This window comes from Nocardioides sp. BE266 (genome assembly GCF_031457855.1).
Lineage (GTDB): Bacteria > Actinomycetota > Actinomycetes > Propionibacteriales > Nocardioidaceae > Nocardioides.
In genome coordinates, this window is the sequence record NZ_JAURTI010000005.1 from 134,830 (window position 1) to 151,824 (window position 16,995).

Here is a 16,995-nt window from a genome sequence, read left to right on the forward strand (position 1 = left end):
GCGACACATGGACATGTCGATTCCCGAGGACGTCACGACGTTCCTCGCAGATCTGGACCACTTCATCGACACGGAGATCGTGCCGATCGAGCAGGCCAACCCCGAGTACTTCGACCACCGGCGTGAGTTCTCGCGCACGGACGTGGAGCGCGGCGGCATCCCGACGGCGCGCTGGCGTGAGCTCATCACCGAGGCTCGCAAGCTCGCCGACAAGGCTGGCTTCTACCGGTACCCGTTGCCCAAGGAGCTCGGTGGCCAGGACGGAACCAACGTCGCCATGGCGGTCATCCGAGAGCACCTCGCGCACCGCGGGCCCGGCCTGCACGCCGAGCTGAGCCACGAGGCCTCGATGGTCGCCAACGTCCCGCTGGCGCTGGTGCTCCACGAGTACGGCACCCCGGAGCAGAAGGAGCAGTACCTCGAGCGCTACCTCGCTGGTGACATGGAGATCGCCTTCGGCCTCACCGAGCCGAACCACGGTAGCGACGCCACCTGGCTCGAGACCCGCGCGGTCCGTGACGGCGACGACTGGATCATCACCGGTGCGAAGCGGTGGAACAGCGTCGTGGACGTCTCCGAGATCGACCTCGTGTTCGCCCGCACCGGCGGTGAGGACGGCAAGGCAGAAGGAATCTCGGCGTTCATCGTCCCGACCGACGCACCCGGCTTCGAGGTCCCGTTCTACTGGTGGACGTTCAACATGCCCACCGACCACGCGGAGGTGCGCCTCGACGGCGTGCGCGTCCCTGCTTCCGCGATGGTGGGGGAGGAGGGTCGCGGCCTCGACTGTGCCCAGCTGTTCGTCCACGAGAACCGCATCCGGCAGGCAGCGTCGTCCCTCGGTGCGGCCCAGTTCTGCATCGACAAGGCCCGGGAGTACACCGACGAGCGCCGTCTGTTCGGGCAGAAGATGCGCGACTACCAGGGCGTGCAGTGGCAGCTCGTCGAGCTCCAGACTGAGGCCGAGCTCGTGCGCAACACCATCCTCAAGACCGCGTGGGAGATGGACGTCCACGGCAAGACCGCGGTGAGCGACAAGGTGTCGATGGTCAACGTCCGGGGGAACCGCCTCGCGTGCGATGCAGCCGACCGGGCGATGCAGGTGCACGGGGGAGTGGGGTACAGCCGCCACTACCCGTTCGAGCACATCTACCGACACCACCGCCGTTACCGCATCACCGAAGGGTCGGACGAGCTGCAGTACCGACGTATCGCCAACGCGATGTGGGACTTCCGGTCGAAGTAGGAGGTCTCGGCCCCTCAGCTCGCCACGCCGCGTTCGACGAGGCGCCACACGAGAGCGACGACGTCGTCGGGGTCGCCCACACGACGGGCGCGTCCCGGCCAGCCGGAGACGGAGAAGACCAGCCCCAGGCACGCCTGGGTGGTGGCCGCCACTGTCTCCGGCGAGTCGTCGGGTCGGCGTGCAGCGAGCAGCTCTTCCCACGCCCGCGTGTAGTCGCCCATGCGCCGCGCGAACATGCTGGCCCACGGCTCGACGAGGTTCCGCACTTCCCGTTGGTAGAGCGTGATGAGGTGGGCCTGCTCCAGCGCGAAGCGGACATGGTGGTCGACGGCTTGCTCGAGCTCGGGTCGAGCCTCCCCAGGTGCCGGGCGGGTGGCAGCCGTGAGCTCGTCCATGGCGCCGTTGAGCAGGGTCGCCAGGATCTCGTCCTTGCCGGAGAAGTGCCGGTAGAGCGACGGCCCGCTCAGCCCGGCGCGCTGTCCGAGCTCATCCATGCCGACGCCGTGGAAGCCGCGCTCGTGGAATGCGTGGCCGGCCGCGTCGAGGATCTGTCGGTCACGCGCCGAGAACTGGTCGGTGGGGCGTACGACGCCGGGTTCGGGCACATCGGGACGCTAGCACTGGCTGAGAACGATCGTTGACGGCAACCGTGGAATGGTCAGACCGTTTCAGTTACAGTGACGTGCCACGAGCGTGAGGAGTGGTGGTGGAGTCCACGTCAGCCGTCGCCGCGAGGCGACGTCGAGAGCTGGTCGCGCAGGGCACGACGACGCTCCGGGCCGGAGTCGACCTCCTCGATCAAGTCGCGGATGCGGAGGATCTCGAGAGTCTTGTCGACCTGCCGTCCTCGGACCTTCGCACGCTCGACGGGCAGCTCGCGATCCTGGGAGGCCTGATGCGGGAGAGCCTCAGTGCTGCGGACATCGCCATGAGCAGGACGCGAGTGGCAGCGATGAGCCATGCGCTGCACGATCTGCACACCGTCCGGTTCGGGATCCACGACCACCTCAACCACGAGCGACTCGTCCGCATGGACGAGCTCGACCGAGGTCTGTCGCGGCTTAGACGGGTGACCGACCAGGATCAACTGCTCTCCGGAGCATGCGAGGCGGCAGCAGAGTCGTGCGGGTTCGAGCGGGTGATGCTCTCCCAGGTGGACGAGGACGTCTGGCGCCCCACCCACAGCTACGCACGGTCGGCGCGGAGCATCGAGCGCTCCTTCCGCGTATGGATGGACGACGTGCCGAGGATCCTGCTCTCGCACATGATGCTCGAGAGCGAGATGGTGCGTCGGGGTGAGCCTGCACTCGTGCTCGACGCTGCGGCCGACCCACGTGCCTACCGGCCACTCGCGGACCTCGCTGGGATGGAGTCCTTCGTGGCGGCGCCGGTCGTTGCCGGCGACCGGGTCATCGGCCTCCTGCACGCCGACAACCGTGAGGCCGCCGTCGGCGAGCTCGACCGGGACATTCTCTGGTCCTTCGCACTGGGGTTCGCCCAGGTCTTCGAGCGTGCAGTGCTGCTCGGGAGGCTCCGCGACCAGCGTGCCGAGGTCATGCGTGCCATGAAATCCGTCGAGAACGTGCTCGACGACCTCGCTTCCTCCGAGATCGAGCTCTCCACCAGGGAGCGCACGACTGCGCTGGCAGCAAGTCGCCCTGTCCACCCGGTGGTGGCGGAGCGACCGCGCGTCCTGGAGGAGCTTCTCACCACGCGTGAGCTCGAAGTCCTCGCGCTCATGGCCACGGGAGCGACCAACGACAGGATCGCGCAGAGACTCGTCATCGGCACCCAGACGGTCAAGTCACACGTGAAGCAGGTCCTCCGGAAGCTTCGGGTCGAGAACCGCGCCGAGGCGATCTCGCAGTACCTCCGACTCACCATCGGGGCTCGCGACGACTGACCGTTGTCGATTCGGTCTGACCATTGTAACGTCAGTACCGAAAGTGACCACTGCCACGAGGAGGAACCCGATGGCCCTCGCCACGGTGCGCGACCGCTACGGCGACGAGGAGATCGTCCGCTACTACGAGCAGGGCCTGTGGCAGGACCAGACGCTGTTCGACGCCGTGCGCGATCAGTACGCGCAGCAGCCAGACAAGGTGTTCGGGACCGACTCGACGACCTCGATCACCTATCGCGAGCTCCACGACCGCGCGCTCGCTCTCGCCCTGGGCCTGGTACGACGGGGCGTCACGCAGGGAGACCGTGTCGCCGTGCAGATCCCGAGCTGGACCGAGTTCTTCGTCATCTCCGCCGCGCTGGCGCGCATCGGCGCCGTGATCGTCCCGATCATGCCGATCTACCGCCGCGACGAGGTCGGCTACATCCTCGCGGCCGCCGGCGTGAAGGTCGCCTTCACGACTGATACCTACCGCGGCTTCGACCACGCGCAGATGTTCCTCGACCTCCGCGTCGGCACCGATCTGCGCGAGGTCATCGTCGTACGCGGCGAGACCGTGCCGTCGGGCGCGACCTCCTTCGGCGACATACCCGTCGCGCTCGAGGACGGCGACGGGCCGAGTGCCGCCGAGCAGGAGATCGGGTCCGGCGCGGGCCCTGACGACTCGTTCGTCATCGTCTTCAGCTCCGGAACGACCTCGCGACCGAAAGGCTGCCTGCACACGTTCAACACGATGGCATGCGGAGCGCGACTGCTCGGGAAGGGGTGGGCGTACACCTCGGACGACGTGCAGTTCGGCCCATCGCCCGTGACCCACACCACCGGCCTCGTGACCAGCTTCATCCTGCCCCTCATCCACGGCGCAGCCTCGCACCTGATGGAGCAGTGGGAGCCGAGGGAAGGGCTTGAGCGGATTGCGAAGTTCGGTTGCACCGGCTGCGTCAGTGCGACGACGTTCCTCCAGATGGTGCTCAACGTCTACGACCCGGCGGTCCACGACGCGAGCACGATGCGGTTCTGGACCTCTGCGGGCGCACCGATCCCCGCGAGCTTCGTGAGAAACGCACGCGCCGCGTTCCCGGACATGCAGGTACTCAGCCTGTACGGCCGCACCGAGAACATCACCACCACGATGTGCACCCTCGAGGACGATCCTGAACGCTCGGTCACCTCGGACGGCAGCGCGCTCCCGCTCCAGGAGGTGCGGATCGTCGACCTCGACGGGCTAGAGGTGCCCAGGGGAGGCGAGGGCGACATCGCCTACCGCGGCGCGATGAACTGCCTGGAGTACATCGGCCAGCCGCAGGAGACCGCCGCCAACTACACGGCTGACGGGTTCCACAGGTCCGGCGACCTCGGAACCATGGACGAGGATGGCTATGTCCGGGTCACCGGGCGCCTGAAGGACATCGTGATCCGGGGCGGTCTCAACATCTCCGTCCGTCAGGTCGAGGACCTGCTCACCGCCCACAAAGCGGTCGGCGAGATCGCGGTCGTGGGGATGCCGGACGAGCGCATGGGCGAGAAGGTCTGCGCGTACCTCGTCCCCTCCTCCGGTCATGCCGCCCTCACGCTCGACGAGGTCCGCGACTACCTTCTCGGTGAAGGGTTGGCCATCCAGAAGGTGCCTGAGCGCCTCGAGGTGGTCGAGTCCCTCCCCACGACGGCCACCGGCAAGATCCAGAAGCATGTGCTGCGCGCCGACATCGCTCGCAAGCTCGCGGGATCCGAGCCGGCGGAGGTGACGGTGTAGTGGATCTCCACGACGCACCCGACGAGGCCGAGTTCCGCACGAAGGTCAGGGAGTGGCTGGAGAAGACGCTCCCATCACTCGCCTGGCCGCAGCCTGACGACATGGTCGAGCGGGTCCCCTTCTGGCAGGAGTGGCAGCGGCACCTCTTCGACGCCGGCTATGCCGGACTCACGTGGTCGCAGGACTACGGGGGCCAAGGCCTCGACGAGCGGTTGCGCGCCGTGTTCTCGGAGGAGTGCGACCGCGCCGGAGCGCCGGAGCGACTCAACATCATCGGCGAGGACTTCTGCGGCCCGACCATCGCGCACTACGGAACGCCCGAGCAGAAGGACAAGCTCCTGCGCCCGATCCTCACGGGTGACGAGATCTGGTGCCAGCTCTTCTCCGAGCCTGACTCGGGGTCCGATCTCGCCTCGCTGCGCACGAAGGCGACCAAGGTCGAAGGCGGCTACCGCGTGACCGGACAGAAGATCTGGACGAGCAGGGCCCAGATCGCCGCGCACGCGATTCTGCTGGCGCGCACGGGCGGCGACGATCCCGAGAAGGCGAGACACCACGGGATCACGTTCTTCCTCCTGCCGATGGACAGCGAAGGCATCACGGTGCGACCACTGCGCCACATGCTCGGCGAGGCAGAGTTCAACGAGGTCTTCCTCGACGACGTGTTCGTGCCCGACAGCGCAGTGGTGGGGGATGTCGACGGCGGATGGAAGGTGGCGATGGGCACGCTCGGCTTCGAGCGCGTCGCCATCGCGACCGGCCGGGTCAATACCACCAAGGCAGTTCGCGACATCATCGGTGACATCCGATCGCGCAAGGATGCCACTGGCCGCCCGCTCGGCGCTGATCCACATGTCCGCCAGCAGGTCGCTGACCTGTGGTCACGTGCGCTCGTCCATCGGGCGATCTCCATGCGCGTGATCACTGGAGCGGACGCGGGTGGGCCGCCCGGTCCGGTGACCTCGATCGGCAAGCTCTACTTCTGTCCCCTCGTCGAGGACCTCGCCGACTTCAGGCTGTCGCTGGAGCCGCTAGGAGGGCTCTTCGACCTCGACGACGAGCTCTCGGAGACAGCTGCCTGGCTCCGGCTGGCCAACCAGTCGCGCGGGACGGCCATCGCCGGAGGGTCGACCTTCATCCAGCGCAACATCGTCGCCGAGCGGATCCTCGGCATGCCGCGGGGGAGCACGTCATGACGTATGTGTGGAAACCTGGTGAGGACTACCTCGCCTACGCCAACATCACCCGGCTGATGGAGCGGTTCGAGGTGGACGACGTGGATGCGCTGCGCGCTGCATCTGTCGCGGACATCGGAGCCTTTTGGGACGCGGTCGTGACCCATCTAGAGATCCCGTTTCACACCCCGTACTCGGACGTCGTCGATGTCTCGCGGGGCATCGAGCACCCCCGGTGGTTCGTCGGAGGCGGGCTCAACGTCGCGGATGCTTGCTTGGGCAAGTGGGTCCAGCGCACTCCCGACCAGGCGGCGGTCGTGCACGAGTCGGAAGACGGCACGACCCGGACGGTGACATACGCTGAGCTTGCCGACCAGGTGGCCCGGCTGCGCCGTGGGTTGCGCGCTCTGGGCGTGGGCAAGGGTGACGCAGTCGCTCTCTACGTCCCGATGACGGTCGACGCCGTCACTGCCGTGTACGCCGTCGCCAGCATCGGGGCGATGCTGGTCCCACTCTTCTCCGGCTTCGCTCCGGGTGCGATCGCCTCGCGCATCCAGGACGCCGGAACCAAGGCGGTGATCACGGCGGACGGCACAGTGCGCCGTAGTCGCAAGACGCCGATGCTGCCCCAGCTGCGCGAGGCGCTGGCCTCGTGCCCTTCGGTGGAGACCGTCGTCGTGATCGACAACGTCGGCGAGCGCGGGCAGCTCGCTCCGGGTGAGGTGGCGTGGGAGACGATGCTGGCGGGAGAGCCCGATCCGGTGGTGGAGCCGACCAGTGCCTCGGACGTCCTGCTGCTGGCGTACACATCCGGCACCACAGGCAAGCCCAAAGGCGCTGTCCACACCCACGCCGGCTTCGTCACCAAGACCGCCTGCGAAGTGGCCTACGGCTTCGAGATGGGGCCGGGCCGGACGTTCTGCTGGATCACCGACATGGGCTGGATCATGGGACCCCTGTCGATCCTCGGCACACACGGCACGGGCGGGACGCTCCTTCTCTACGAAGGCTCTCCGGACATGCCCGACGCCACACGGCTGTGGCAGCTCGTCGAGCGGCACCGGATCACGATGCTGGGCGTGAGCCCCACCCTGGCGCGCACACTTCGTTCTGCGGGCGCCACGGCGGCCGGGGACCTGTCGTCGGTGCGGATCATCGGCTCGACCGGAGAACCCTGGGACCCGGAGTCCTACGAGTGGCTGGCGCGCGACGTCTTCGACGGGCGCGTCCCGATCATCAACTTCTCGGGCGGCACCGAGGTCGGCGGCTCCTTCCTGTGCCCGTATCCCGTCGAGGAGATCGCCAGTTGTTCGCTCGGTGGACCTGCACTGGGGATGGACGTCGACGTCGTCGACGACGCGGCACTTCCCATCCGTGGTGAGATCGGTGAGCTCGTGTGCCGTCAGCCCTGGCCGGCCATGACTCGAGGCATCTGGAACGACGACGAGCAAGGATCGCGCTACCTCGAGTCCTACTGGTCGACGTTCCCGGGACTCTGGAGGCACGGTGACTACGCGCTGGTCGACGCCGAGGGCAACTGGTTCATCCTGGGGCGGTCGGACGACGTCATGAACGTGGCTGGAAAGCGGGTCGCCCCTGCCGAGATCGAGTCAGTAGTCGCCGTCGACGACGCGGTGGCGGAGTCCGCCGTGGTGGGGATTCCCGATCCGACCAAGGGCGAGGCTGTCTGGGTGTTCTACGTGGGTCGCGGCGATGAGGACGCCCCTGTGGTGGCGGATCGCGTCCGCGCTCGCGTCGCGTCGGAGGTCGGCAAGCCGTTCGCGCCCAGCCAGGTCGTCCGGGTGGCACACCTCCCCAAGACCCGCTCCGCGAAGATCCTGCGTCGAGCGATCAGGGCTGCCGTCCTCGACGCAGACCCCGGTGACCTGAGCGGTGCCGAGAACCCGCAGGCCGTGGAGGAGATCCGCCTCCAGGTGAAGGGACTCCGGTGAGGTCTCGGTGAGCTGGTCAGTCGTCGGTGTCGGTGTCGACGTCGATGGAGGTTCGGACGTCGACCTCCTTGACGGCCTCGGCGTAGGCATGGACATGGCGCTGCATGCGTCGCACGGCGGCGGCCGCATCCTGGGCCTTGATGGCCTCGGTGATGCTCTTGTGTGCCTGGACGGTCGTGCGGCGGACCTCGGCGTCGACGAAGCCCTGGTTGTCGGTGGAGGTGTAGATCGCTCGCGACAGCGCGAGCATGAAGCCGTTGAGGAGCTCGTTGTGGCTCGCGACGGCGACTGCTACGTGCCAATCGACGTTGGCCTGCAGGAAGTCGGACAAGGAACCATCGGCGGCGATGGCCTCGTTGGCACGGTCCAGGGCCTCGATGTCAGCGTCCTGGCGATGGACCGCGGCCAGCTGGGCGCATGCGGGTTCGATGGCCTCGCGCGTGTCGAGCAGCGACGCCATCCGGATCTTGCGTCCACGGATCAGCAGGCTGACCGTGCTCGCGATCGACTCCTCGCCCGGCTTCTGCACGAAGGCCCCACCGGCACGCCCCGTCTTGATGCGGACGAGGCCCTGGACCTCGAGGATGCGCAGCGCCTCGCGGACCGTGGTCCGGCTCATTCCCGTCTGCGTCACCAGCTCCCGCTCGGGCGGGAGCGCCGTGCCCTCGGGAAACTCGCTCCTCAGGATGCGCTCGCGGAGGTCGTCAGCCAGGACGTCCGAGGCCTTGGGAACCTGCATGGGGGCGAGCTGCACCGGGACGCGCAGCGTCCCGGAATCCGAGTGAGCCTGCTCAGACATGGTTCCCCGCAATCCTGAGGTATTTGGTCATACCTAAACTATCAGTCGAAAGGCTCAGCAATGGAGTGGAAGCTCGCCGAGGAGCAAGAGGCATATCGGGACACACTGCGCGAATGGCTGACCGACGTCGCGCCCCTTGACCGCGTGCGTGAGTGGTCCGACGGTGGCGACCGCCGTGCCTTCGCGGACCGGATGGCCGCCGATGGCTGGCTCGGCGTCGGCGTCGCCGAGGAGCTCGGTGGCCAAGGTGGCGGGGTGGTCGAGCTCGCCCTGACCGCTGAGGCGCTGGGCCGCGCTGTCGCCCCGAACAGCTCGTGGCTCGCGACGATGCTGGCAGTTCCGGCCCTGGGTGCGATGCCGGATCGGACCGCCGCGTGGCTGTGCCCGGCCGAGGCACCCCCGGCACCCGTCGAGCTCGACGTCTCACCCGACGGTGCACTCACCGGCACTGTGCCGCGCGTCCTAGCCGGTTCCGAGGTGTCAGCCTTCGTTGTCGCCGTGAGCACCCAGGCAGGTCTAGAGCTGCGGCGCGTGGAGGTCGACGACAGCGTCTCCCGCAGCGACAGGCAGCTCCTCGACCGGACGAGGACCGTCGCCGACTTGACACTCGATGCCACCTCGTCGATAAAGCTGGACGCGGACGCCGAGCGAGCCATCGCCAGCAGCGTCGACCTGTGCGCCGTCCTGCTCGCTGCCGACGCCCTCGGAGCCATGGAACGGATGCTCGAGCTGGCTGTCGGCTACAGCCTCCAGCGTCGCCAGTTCGGCGTCCCGATCGGGTCGTTCCAGGCCATGAAGCACGCGGCGGCCACGATCGAGGTCGACGTGGAGGCGAGCCGCAGTGCGGTCTACTACGCGGCGGCCTCGCTCGAGGCCGGTCTCGGGGAGGCGTCGTTGCACGCCGCAGCTGTCAAGTCCCAGGTGACGGCGGCGGCCGCGCGTGCGGCCGACTCCGCCCTGACGATGCACGGAGCGATCGGCTACACCTGGGAGCACGACCTGCACCTGTTCTACAAGAGGGCGCAGCTCGATGCGCACCTCGCCGGTACGGCCGCTGAATGGAACGAGCGCATCGCTCGAGGACTCGCCCTCGTGGGGTGAGTGACTGGCTAGTTTTTTGGTCAGGCCTTTTGTTACAGTCGAGCCAATAGCCCTCTAATCGAGGGATGACAGTGAAGGGAACGCCGTGGACTTCGAGCTCTCGGAAGATCAGACCCTCATTCGCTCCGCCGTCGCGGAGCTCGCGGGAAAGTTCGACGACCAGTACTGGATGGAGAAGGACGAGGCCCACGAGTTCCCGACCGAGTTCTACGACGCCTTCGCCGAAGGGGGCTGGCTGGGAATCACCACCCCCGAGGAATACGGCGGGAGCGGATTCGGGATCACCGAGGCGGCTCTCCTGCTCGAGGAGGTCGCCGCGTCCGGAGCCGGGATGAACGGCGCCAGCTCGATCCACATGTCCATCTTCGGCATGCACCCGGTGATCGTGCACGGCTCGAACGCAATGAAGCAGGAGAACCTGCCGCGCATCGCCAAGGGTGACCTGCACGTCTGCTTCGGCGTGACGGAGCCGGGCGCCGGGCTGGACACCACCCGCATCACGACGTTCGCCAAGCGCGACGGCACCGACTACGTCGTGAACGGCAAGAAGGTGTGGATCTCGAAGGCCGTCGAGTCCGAGAAGATCCTTCTGCTCACTCGCACTGCCAAGTACGAGGACTCGGCCAAGAAGACCGACGGCCTCACGCTCTTCTTCACCGACCTCGATCGGGATCACGTCGACATCAGGCCCATCAGGAAGATGGGTCGAAACGCGGTGACCTCCAACGAGCTGTTCATCGACGATCTCCGCATCCCCGAGGAACACCGCGTGGGTGAGGAGGGCCAGGGGTTCAAGTACATCCTCGACGGCCTCAATCCCGAGCGGTGCCTGGTCGCCGCCGAGGCGCTCGGCATCGGTCGCGCAGCGCTGCGTCGAGCGGTTCGCTACGGCAACGAGCGCGAGGTGTTCGGCCGGCCGATCGGCATGAACCAGGGCATCCAGTTCCCTCTTGCGGACTCGCTGGCGCGGCTCGACGCAGCTGAGCTCGTTCTGCGACGCGCCACGTGGCTCTACGACCAGGGCCTGCCGTGCGCGCGTGAGGCCAACATGGCCAAGTACCTCTGCGCCGACGCCGGTTTCGACGCGGCCGACCGCGCGCTGCAGACGCACGGTGGGATGGGCTACTCCGAGGAGTACCACGTCGCCCGCTACTTCCGGGAGGCGCGACTGACCCGCATCGCGCCGATCAGCCAGGAGATGGTGCTCAACTTCCTTGGCTCGCACGTTCTCGGCATGCCGAGGAGCTACTGAGATGGCCGACGCCTTCGCCCTCGGGGGCCGCGCTGCGCTCGTGACCGGCGCTGGCAACGGGATCGGGGCCGCGGTGGCTCGTGCCTACGCGCGCGCGGGCGCTTCGGTCATGGTGACCGACCTCGACAAGGACGCGGCTGCTGCGGTGGCCGAGGGGATCACCGCGGCCGGTGGGGTCGCAGCGTCAGCGGCGCTGGATGTCCGGGACTCAGATGCCGCGGCCCAGGCGGCGAGCCAGGCGGCCGACCTCGCCGGCGGCACGCTCCACATCGTCGTGAACAACGCAGGCGCGATCTCGCCTGCGATGTTCTCGAAGATGACGCCCGAGGCATTCGAGTTCGTGGTCGGGGTACACCTCGGCGGCACCTTCACCGTCAGCCAGGCGGCGCTGCCCTTCCTGGCGCAGGACGGGTCGGGCCGGATCATCAACGTCACCTCGGCTGCCGGTCTGGTCGGCACCATCGGTCAGGTCAACTATGGCGCCGCCAAGGCAGGCGTCATCGGACTCACGAAGTCGCTCGCGAAGGAGCTGGCGCGCAAGCAGGTCACGGTGAACGCCGTCGCGCCCCTGGCGGCGACGAACATGACCGAGAACATCCGGAGCAACGAGAAGCTCGCGGAGATGACTCTCGCCCGCATCCCGCTCGGGCGTTGGGCAGACCCCGAGGAGATCGCGGCCACCTTCGTGTTCTTCGCCTCGGACGCGGCGTCCTACATCACGGGACAGGTGCTCGCGGTCGACGGAGGGACGGTCATCTGATGGGCGTCTTCGGTGGGACCGGCCGGGAGGCGTGGATCGTCGAGGCGCTGCGTACGCCGATGGGCAAGGCGCACCCGGAGAAGGGGTGGTACCGCGACGTCCACCCCAACGAGATGCTCGGCCACGTCTACCGCGCGCTCCTGCAGGCGACGTCGATCAGTCCGAACGACGTCGAGGACCTCGTGGTCGGCTGCACGGCACCCTTCGGCGAGCAGTCGCGCAACGTGGCTCGCAACGCCTGGCTTCAGGCGGGATACCCGCCTGAGATCCCCGCCACCGTGCTCGACCGTCGCTGCGGATCCGCGCAGACCGCGGTCGAGATGGCGGCGGCGCTGGTGGCGTCCGGCACCCACGATGTCGTGCTGGCCGGCGGTGTGGAGAACATGGGCCGGATCCCGATGACGGCGGTCGTCGAGGTCGAGAAGCTCTACGGCGCGGCGTGGCCCGCCGAGCTGCGCGAGCTCTACGACTTCCCGACGATGGGCGAGAGCGCCGAACGGATCGCCGACCAGTGGGGCATCGGCCGTCGCGAGATGGACGAGTTCGCCGCCCGTTCCCACGTTCTCGCTGCCGCCGCGGTCGAGGCCGGCCGCTTCGATCGGGAGATGATCCCTCTCGACCTCGACGGTGAGCGTCGTGACAGTGACCAGGGCATCCGCCCCGGTACGACGGCCGAGAGCCTTGCGGCGCTGAAGCCGGTGTTCAGATCCGAGGGTGGCCACGTCACGGCCGGGAGCTCCTCGCCGCTGACGGACGGCGCCGCCGGGGTCCTCGTCGCGTCTGACGCTGCAATCGAGGCACACGGCTTGACTCGCCGCGCACGCATCCTCGACCAGACCACGGTCGGTGTGGACCCGGACATCATGCTGACCGGCCCCATCCCGGCGACCCGCAAGCTCCTCGAGCGCACCGGCATGACGATGGACGACATCGACCTCGTCGAGGTTAACGAGGCCTTCAGCTCGGTGGTCCTCGCCTGGGAGCGCGAGCTCAAGCCAGACATGGACCGGGTCAACGTCAACGGCGGAGCCATCGCGCTCGGTCATCCCGTAGGCGCTTCGGGCAGCAGGCTCTTCGCGACACTGCTCGCCGAGATGGAGCGGCGCGACGTCGAGATCGGGCTCGTGACCATGTGCTGCGGGGGTGGCCTCGGCACGGCGACGATCGTGCAGAGGGTCTGAGGTCCTGCCGTGTTCGACGTCGGAGACTTCCTGCGCCCGGGTGACGGCGTCTGGTGGGGCCAGGGAAGTGCTGAGCCCGAAGCGCTGGTCAACCAGGTGCTCGACGCCGTCGACCGGGTCGGTCCGATCCGCGCGTTCTCGGGCCTGACCTGGAATGAGCGTCTGTCCGGCGACCTGCCGGACGGTCTCACCGTGCTTTCCTACGGCGGGTTGGGGCAGCTCCGACAGCTGAGCCGCCATGGTCGGCTCGACGTGGTGCCGTGCCACTACTCGGCGATCCCGCGCATGTTCGCCACCGGAGCCCTGCCCAACGACGTCGGGCTTCTTCAGGTGTCGCCGCCCGACGGCGATGGAATGGTGACCCTCGGGATCGGTGTCGAGTACGTCGCCGACGCCATCCCGTTCACGCGCACCCTCATCGCCGAGGTCAACGACCAGATGCCAGTGACGCGTGGGGGTCCGCGACTGCCGCTTTCCGCCTTCGCGGCGGTCGTCCACACGAGCCGTCCCCTTCGCGAGGCCCCGTCACGGCTTCCGGACAGCGTCGACCTGAGCATCGCTGACCACGTGGCGTCGATCATCGACGACGGCGCCACCATTCAGATCGGCGTCGGGAGCCTGCCGGCAGCGGTGCTGGATTCGCTGTCGGGCCACAAGGACCTGGGGTTCCACAGCGGGATGATCACCGACGGCGTGCTGGCCTTGGTGGAGAAGGGCGTGATGACCGGGTCGCGCAAGGAGATCGACGTGGGAACGGCCGTGACCGGAGCCGCTCTGTGCAGTGCCCAGGGCTATGCGCGCCTCCCCGACCTCGCCGTCGACTTCCGAGGGGCCAGCTACACGCACTCGCCGATGGTCCTTTCCCAGCTGCGCTCGCTCGTGTCGGTGAACTCGGCCATCGAGGTGGACCTGCTCGGACAGGTCGGCGCCGAGCTGGCCCGAGGAGTCCACATCGGCGCGGTGGGCGGACAGGTCGACTTCAGCCGAGCGGCGTCGTTGACCGGGAGCCGTTCGATCATCGCCCTTCGCTCGACCAACGGGTCGGGCGAGCGCGCCGAGTCGACGATCGTGCCGGCGCTTCGCAGCGGAGTGGTCACCACCGCTCGGGTGGACGTCGATGCGGTGGTGACCGAGCACGGCGTCGCCATGCTCACAGGGTGCACCGTGGCCGAGCGCGCTCTGCGCTTGGTCGAGGTCGCTGCCCCCGAACACCGCGAGGAGCTCGAGAGGGCCCTCGCCGAACAGGAGACATCATGAGCCAGACGTTCCCCAACGCGGTCGACCACGACGCCCGAAGGGTCCACATCCGTGAGGTCGGTCCTCGAGACGGCTTCCAGAACGAGCCGGAGACCATCCCGACGGACGAGAAGGTCCGACTCATCAACGCGCTCGGAAGGGCGGGGTTCAAGCGGATCGAGGTGGCGAGCTTCGTGCGGCCTGACGTGATCCCGCAGCTCTCGGACGGGGTCAACGTCCTGCGTCAGATCCAGGTTCCGATGGATGTGGCCCGCATGGTCCTGATCCCCAACAGCCGGGGTCTGGACAACGCGCTGCACGTACGCGAGCTGTTCGAGGAGGCAACCCTCTTCGTGTCGGCGAGCCAGACCCACAACAAGCGCAACATCAACCGCACGGTCGAGGAGACCATGGCCGACGTCGCGGTCATGGGGAAGCGCATCGTTGCCGAGGACCTCACCTTCTGCGCCGTCATCGCGACGTCCTTCGGGTGCCCCTTCGAGGGCAAGGTGCCGATGGATCGTGTGCTGGACCTGGCCGAGCAGTTCGCCGAGGCGGGCGCCACCGAGATCGGGTTCGGCGACACGACCGGCATGTGCAACCCGGCGTACTCCTCGCGCTTCTTCGCAGCAGCGATCGAGCGCCTTCCCGGCATCGAGGTCACGGCTCACTTCCACAACACGCGCGGCCAGGGACTGGCGAACGCATACGCCGCGCTCGAGGCTGGCTGCAACAGCTTCGAGTCCAGCTTCGGTGAGCTCGGCGGCTGCCCTGTGCCGAAGGGCTCCACGGGCAACATCGCCACCGAGGACCTGGTGAGCATGTTCCACGAGATGGGCGTTGAGACCGGGCTCGATCTCGAGGCGGTCATCGACGCTGCACGCGAGGCCCAGGGGGTCCTCGGGCGCAAGCTGACCAGCCACTCCATCGTCGCCGGGCCAGTCATTTGGCAGCCGGCCGTCTGACCAACCACTCCAGTCACATCGAGAAGTAGGGACACAACATGAGCAACCGCGTCGCCATCGTCACCGGTGGTGCCCAGGGCATCGGCAAGGGCATCGCCACCACGCTGGGGCAGGAGGGCTTCCGCGTCGCGGTCGCCGACCTGAACCTCGCCGTGGCCGAGGAGACCGCCAAGGAGATCAGTGCGGCCGGCGGTGAGGCGATCGCCGTCGAGATCGACGTGACGTCCACCGAGTCGGTGAACGCGGCCGTAGCGACCATCGAGCGCGAGCTTGGCCCGATCGAGGTCGTCGTGAACAACGCGGGTTGGGACGACTTCATGCCGTTCGTGAAGACCACCGAGGAGTTCTGGGACCGCATCCTCGACATCAACTACAAGGGAGCGCTCCGCGTGATTCACGCCGTGGTCCCCGGCATGATGGAGCGTGGCTTCGGCCGGGTCGTCAACATCGGCTCCGACGCGGGTCGGGTGGGTTCGTCGATGGAGGCCGTCTACTCCGGTGCGAAGGGCGGCATCATCGCGTTCACCAAGACCCTGGCGCGTGAGGTCGCACGCAAGGGTGTCACCGCCAACACCGTCTGCCCCGGCCCGACCGACACCCCTGCACTTCGCAAGTTCGCCGACGGTGCTGGCGGCGGTGACGCCGAGAAGGTGATCGCCGGCATGACCAACGCCGTGCCGATGAAGCGACTCGGGACGCCCGCGGACATCGGTCCGGCAGTCGCGTTCTTCGCCTCCGACGGCGCCGGTTTCGTGACAGGGCAGACGCTGTCGGTCAGCGGCGGCCTCACCATGGCCTGAGTGAGTCCTGATTCGTGCCAAGTGACAGCATGCGTGCCATGACTGAGACGAGCGTGTGGCAGGAGCACGGTGAGTGGGAGGACATCCTCTACTCCACGACCGAGGACGGGATCGCGAAGATCACGATCAACCGGCCGGAGGTGCACAACGCCTTCCGGCCGCAGACGCTCGTCGAGGTCGGCCAGGCACTGACCCTGGCGCGTGAGGACGAATCCGTCGGCGTGATCATCCTGACCGGCGCGGGCGACAAGGCGTTCTGCTCGGGCGGCGACCAGCGGGTGCGCGGCGACAGCGGCTACAAGCTCGACGAGAAGGCGACCGGTCGCTTCCACGTCACCGACCTGCACGTCGCCATGCGCCGATGCCCGAAGCCCATCGTTGCGATGGTGGCGGGCTGGGCCATCGGTGGCGGCCACGTCCTCCACCTGGTCTGCGACCTCACCATTGCTGCAGACAACGCGCGCTTCGGGCAGGTAGGCCCCAAGGTGGGGTCGTTCGACGGCGGCTACGGCTCAAGCATCCTGTCCGACCTCGTCGGCCCCAAGAAGGCCAAGGAGATCTGGTTCATGTGCCGGCAGTACGACGCACAGCAGGCTATGGACATGGGCCTGATCAACACCGTCGTGCCTCTCGCTGATCTCGAGGCCGAGACGCTGCGCTGGTGCCGCGAGATGCTCGCACTCTCGCCGTGGGCACTGCACCTGTCGAAGCTCAGTTTCCACGCGCACGAGGACGGCTACGCAGGCATCCAGCAGCTCGCCCACGAGACCAACCTGCTGTTCTACGGTCAGGACGAAGCACAGGAGGGCCGCGAGGCTTTCAAGGCCAAGCGCACCCCCGAGTTCGACCGTTTTCCGCGTCGCCCCTGAGCT

Annotated in this window: 16 protein-coding genes; 13 read left to right on the forward strand and 3 right to left on the reverse strand. The window is 67.7% G+C overall.

Annotated features, from left to right (window positions below):
* Positions 1-7: 7 nt before the first annotated feature.
* The gene (locus tag J2X46_RS16075; RefSeq protein WP_310252295.1) at positions 8-1,246 is read left to right on the forward strand and encodes an acyl-CoA dehydrogenase family protein; all 1,239 of its coding nucleotides are present in this window, start codon (positions 8-10) and stop codon (positions 1,244-1,246) included.
* A 14-nt stretch (positions 1,247-1,260) separates the two neighbouring features.
* Here J2X46_RS16075 and J2X46_RS16080 read toward each other — a convergent pair whose 3' ends face one another.
* Together J2X46_RS16080 and J2X46_RS16085 are read right to left on the reverse strand one after the other, a co-directional pair.
* Complete coding sequence (locus tag J2X46_RS16080; RefSeq protein ID WP_310252298.1) at positions 1,261-1,851, reverse strand: TetR/AcrR family transcriptional regulator; 591 nt, start codon at positions 1,849-1,851, stop codon at positions 1,261-1,263.
* Between the two features lie 113 nt (positions 1,852-1,964).
* Positions 1,965-2,261 (reverse strand): hypothetical protein, encoded by a 297-nt coding sequence (locus J2X46_RS16085; RefSeq protein ID WP_310252300.1) that lies wholly within the window; start codon positions 2,259-2,261, stop codon positions 1,965-1,967.
* 15 nt (positions 2,262-2,276) lie between these two features.
* Between J2X46_RS16085 and J2X46_RS16090 the strand changes: the two genes are divergently transcribed.
* From J2X46_RS16090 to J2X46_RS16105, 4 genes are all read left to right on the forward strand, one after another.
* Complete coding sequence (locus J2X46_RS16090; protein WP_310252302.1) at positions 2,277-3,149, forward strand: LuxR C-terminal-related transcriptional regulator; 873 nt, start codon at positions 2,277-2,279, stop codon at positions 3,147-3,149.
* 70 nt (positions 3,150-3,219) lie between these two features.
* Complete coding sequence (locus J2X46_RS16095) at positions 3,220-4,902, forward strand: AMP-binding protein (RefSeq protein ID WP_310252304.1); 1,683 nt, start codon at positions 3,220-3,222, stop codon at positions 4,900-4,902.
* Positions 4,902-6,098 (forward strand): acyl-CoA dehydrogenase family protein, encoded by a 1,197-nt coding sequence (locus J2X46_RS16100; protein WP_310252305.1) that lies wholly within the window; start codon positions 4,902-4,904, stop codon positions 6,096-6,098. Before J2X46_RS16095 ends, J2X46_RS16100 begins: the two co-directional genes overlap by 1 nt.
* Complete coding sequence (locus J2X46_RS16105) at positions 6,095-8,029, forward strand: AMP-binding protein (RefSeq protein WP_310252307.1); 1,935 nt, start codon at positions 6,095-6,097, stop codon at positions 8,027-8,029. The genes J2X46_RS16100 and J2X46_RS16105 overlap by 4 nt, the downstream gene beginning before the upstream one ends.
* A gap of 16 nt (positions 8,030-8,045) precedes the next feature.
* Here J2X46_RS16105 and J2X46_RS16110 read toward each other — a convergent pair whose 3' ends face one another.
* Positions 8,046-8,828 (reverse strand): FCD domain-containing protein, encoded by a 783-nt coding sequence (locus J2X46_RS16110; protein ID WP_310252308.1) that lies wholly within the window; start codon positions 8,826-8,828, stop codon positions 8,046-8,048.
* A 60-nt stretch (positions 8,829-8,888) separates the two neighbouring features.
* Between J2X46_RS16110 and J2X46_RS16115 the strand changes: the two genes are divergently transcribed.
* The 8 genes from J2X46_RS16115 (at position 8,889) to menB (ending at position 16,992) form a co-directional block, all read left to right on the forward strand.
* Positions 8,889-9,929, forward strand: a complete 1,041-nt coding sequence (locus J2X46_RS16115; protein ID WP_310252310.1) for an acyl-CoA dehydrogenase family protein — start codon at positions 8,889-8,891, stop codon at positions 9,927-9,929.
* An 85-nt stretch (positions 9,930-10,014) separates the two neighbouring features.
* A complete protein-coding gene (locus tag J2X46_RS16120) occupies positions 10,015-11,181 on the forward strand; it encodes an acyl-CoA dehydrogenase family protein (protein ID WP_310252312.1) in 1,167 nt (388 codons plus the stop codon).
* A gap of 1 nt (position 11,182) precedes the next feature.
* The gene (locus tag J2X46_RS16125) at positions 11,183-11,941 is read left to right on the forward strand and encodes an SDR family oxidoreductase (protein WP_310252313.1); all 759 of its coding nucleotides are present in this window, start codon (positions 11,183-11,185) and stop codon (positions 11,939-11,941) included.
* A complete protein-coding gene (locus J2X46_RS16130; RefSeq protein WP_310252314.1) occupies positions 11,941-13,122 on the forward strand; it encodes a thiolase family protein in 1,182 nt (393 codons plus the stop codon). The genes J2X46_RS16125 and J2X46_RS16130 overlap by 1 nt, the downstream gene beginning before the upstream one ends.
* 96 nt (positions 13,123-13,218) lie before the next feature.
* Positions 13,219-14,379 (forward strand): acetyl-CoA hydrolase/transferase C-terminal domain-containing protein, encoded by a 1,161-nt coding sequence (locus J2X46_RS16135; RefSeq protein WP_310252316.1) that lies wholly within the window; start codon positions 13,219-13,221, stop codon positions 14,377-14,379.
* A complete protein-coding gene (locus J2X46_RS16140; protein WP_310252318.1) occupies positions 14,376-15,323 on the forward strand; it encodes a hydroxymethylglutaryl-CoA lyase in 948 nt (315 codons plus the stop codon). The genes J2X46_RS16135 and J2X46_RS16140 overlap by 4 nt, the downstream gene beginning before the upstream one ends.
* A gap of 38 nt (positions 15,324-15,361) precedes the next feature.
* Complete coding sequence (locus J2X46_RS16145; RefSeq protein ID WP_310252320.1) at positions 15,362-16,123, forward strand: SDR family NAD(P)-dependent oxidoreductase; 762 nt, start codon at positions 15,362-15,364, stop codon at positions 16,121-16,123.
* A 38-nt stretch (positions 16,124-16,161) separates the two neighbouring features.
* Positions 16,162-16,992 carry a 1,4-dihydroxy-2-naphthoyl-CoA synthase gene (gene menB / locus J2X46_RS16150; RefSeq protein ID WP_310252323.1) on the forward strand — a complete coding sequence of 277 codons (831 nt, stop codon included), beginning with the start codon at positions 16,162-16,164 and terminating at the stop codon, positions 16,990-16,992.
* Positions 16,993-16,995: the final 3 nt, after the last annotated feature.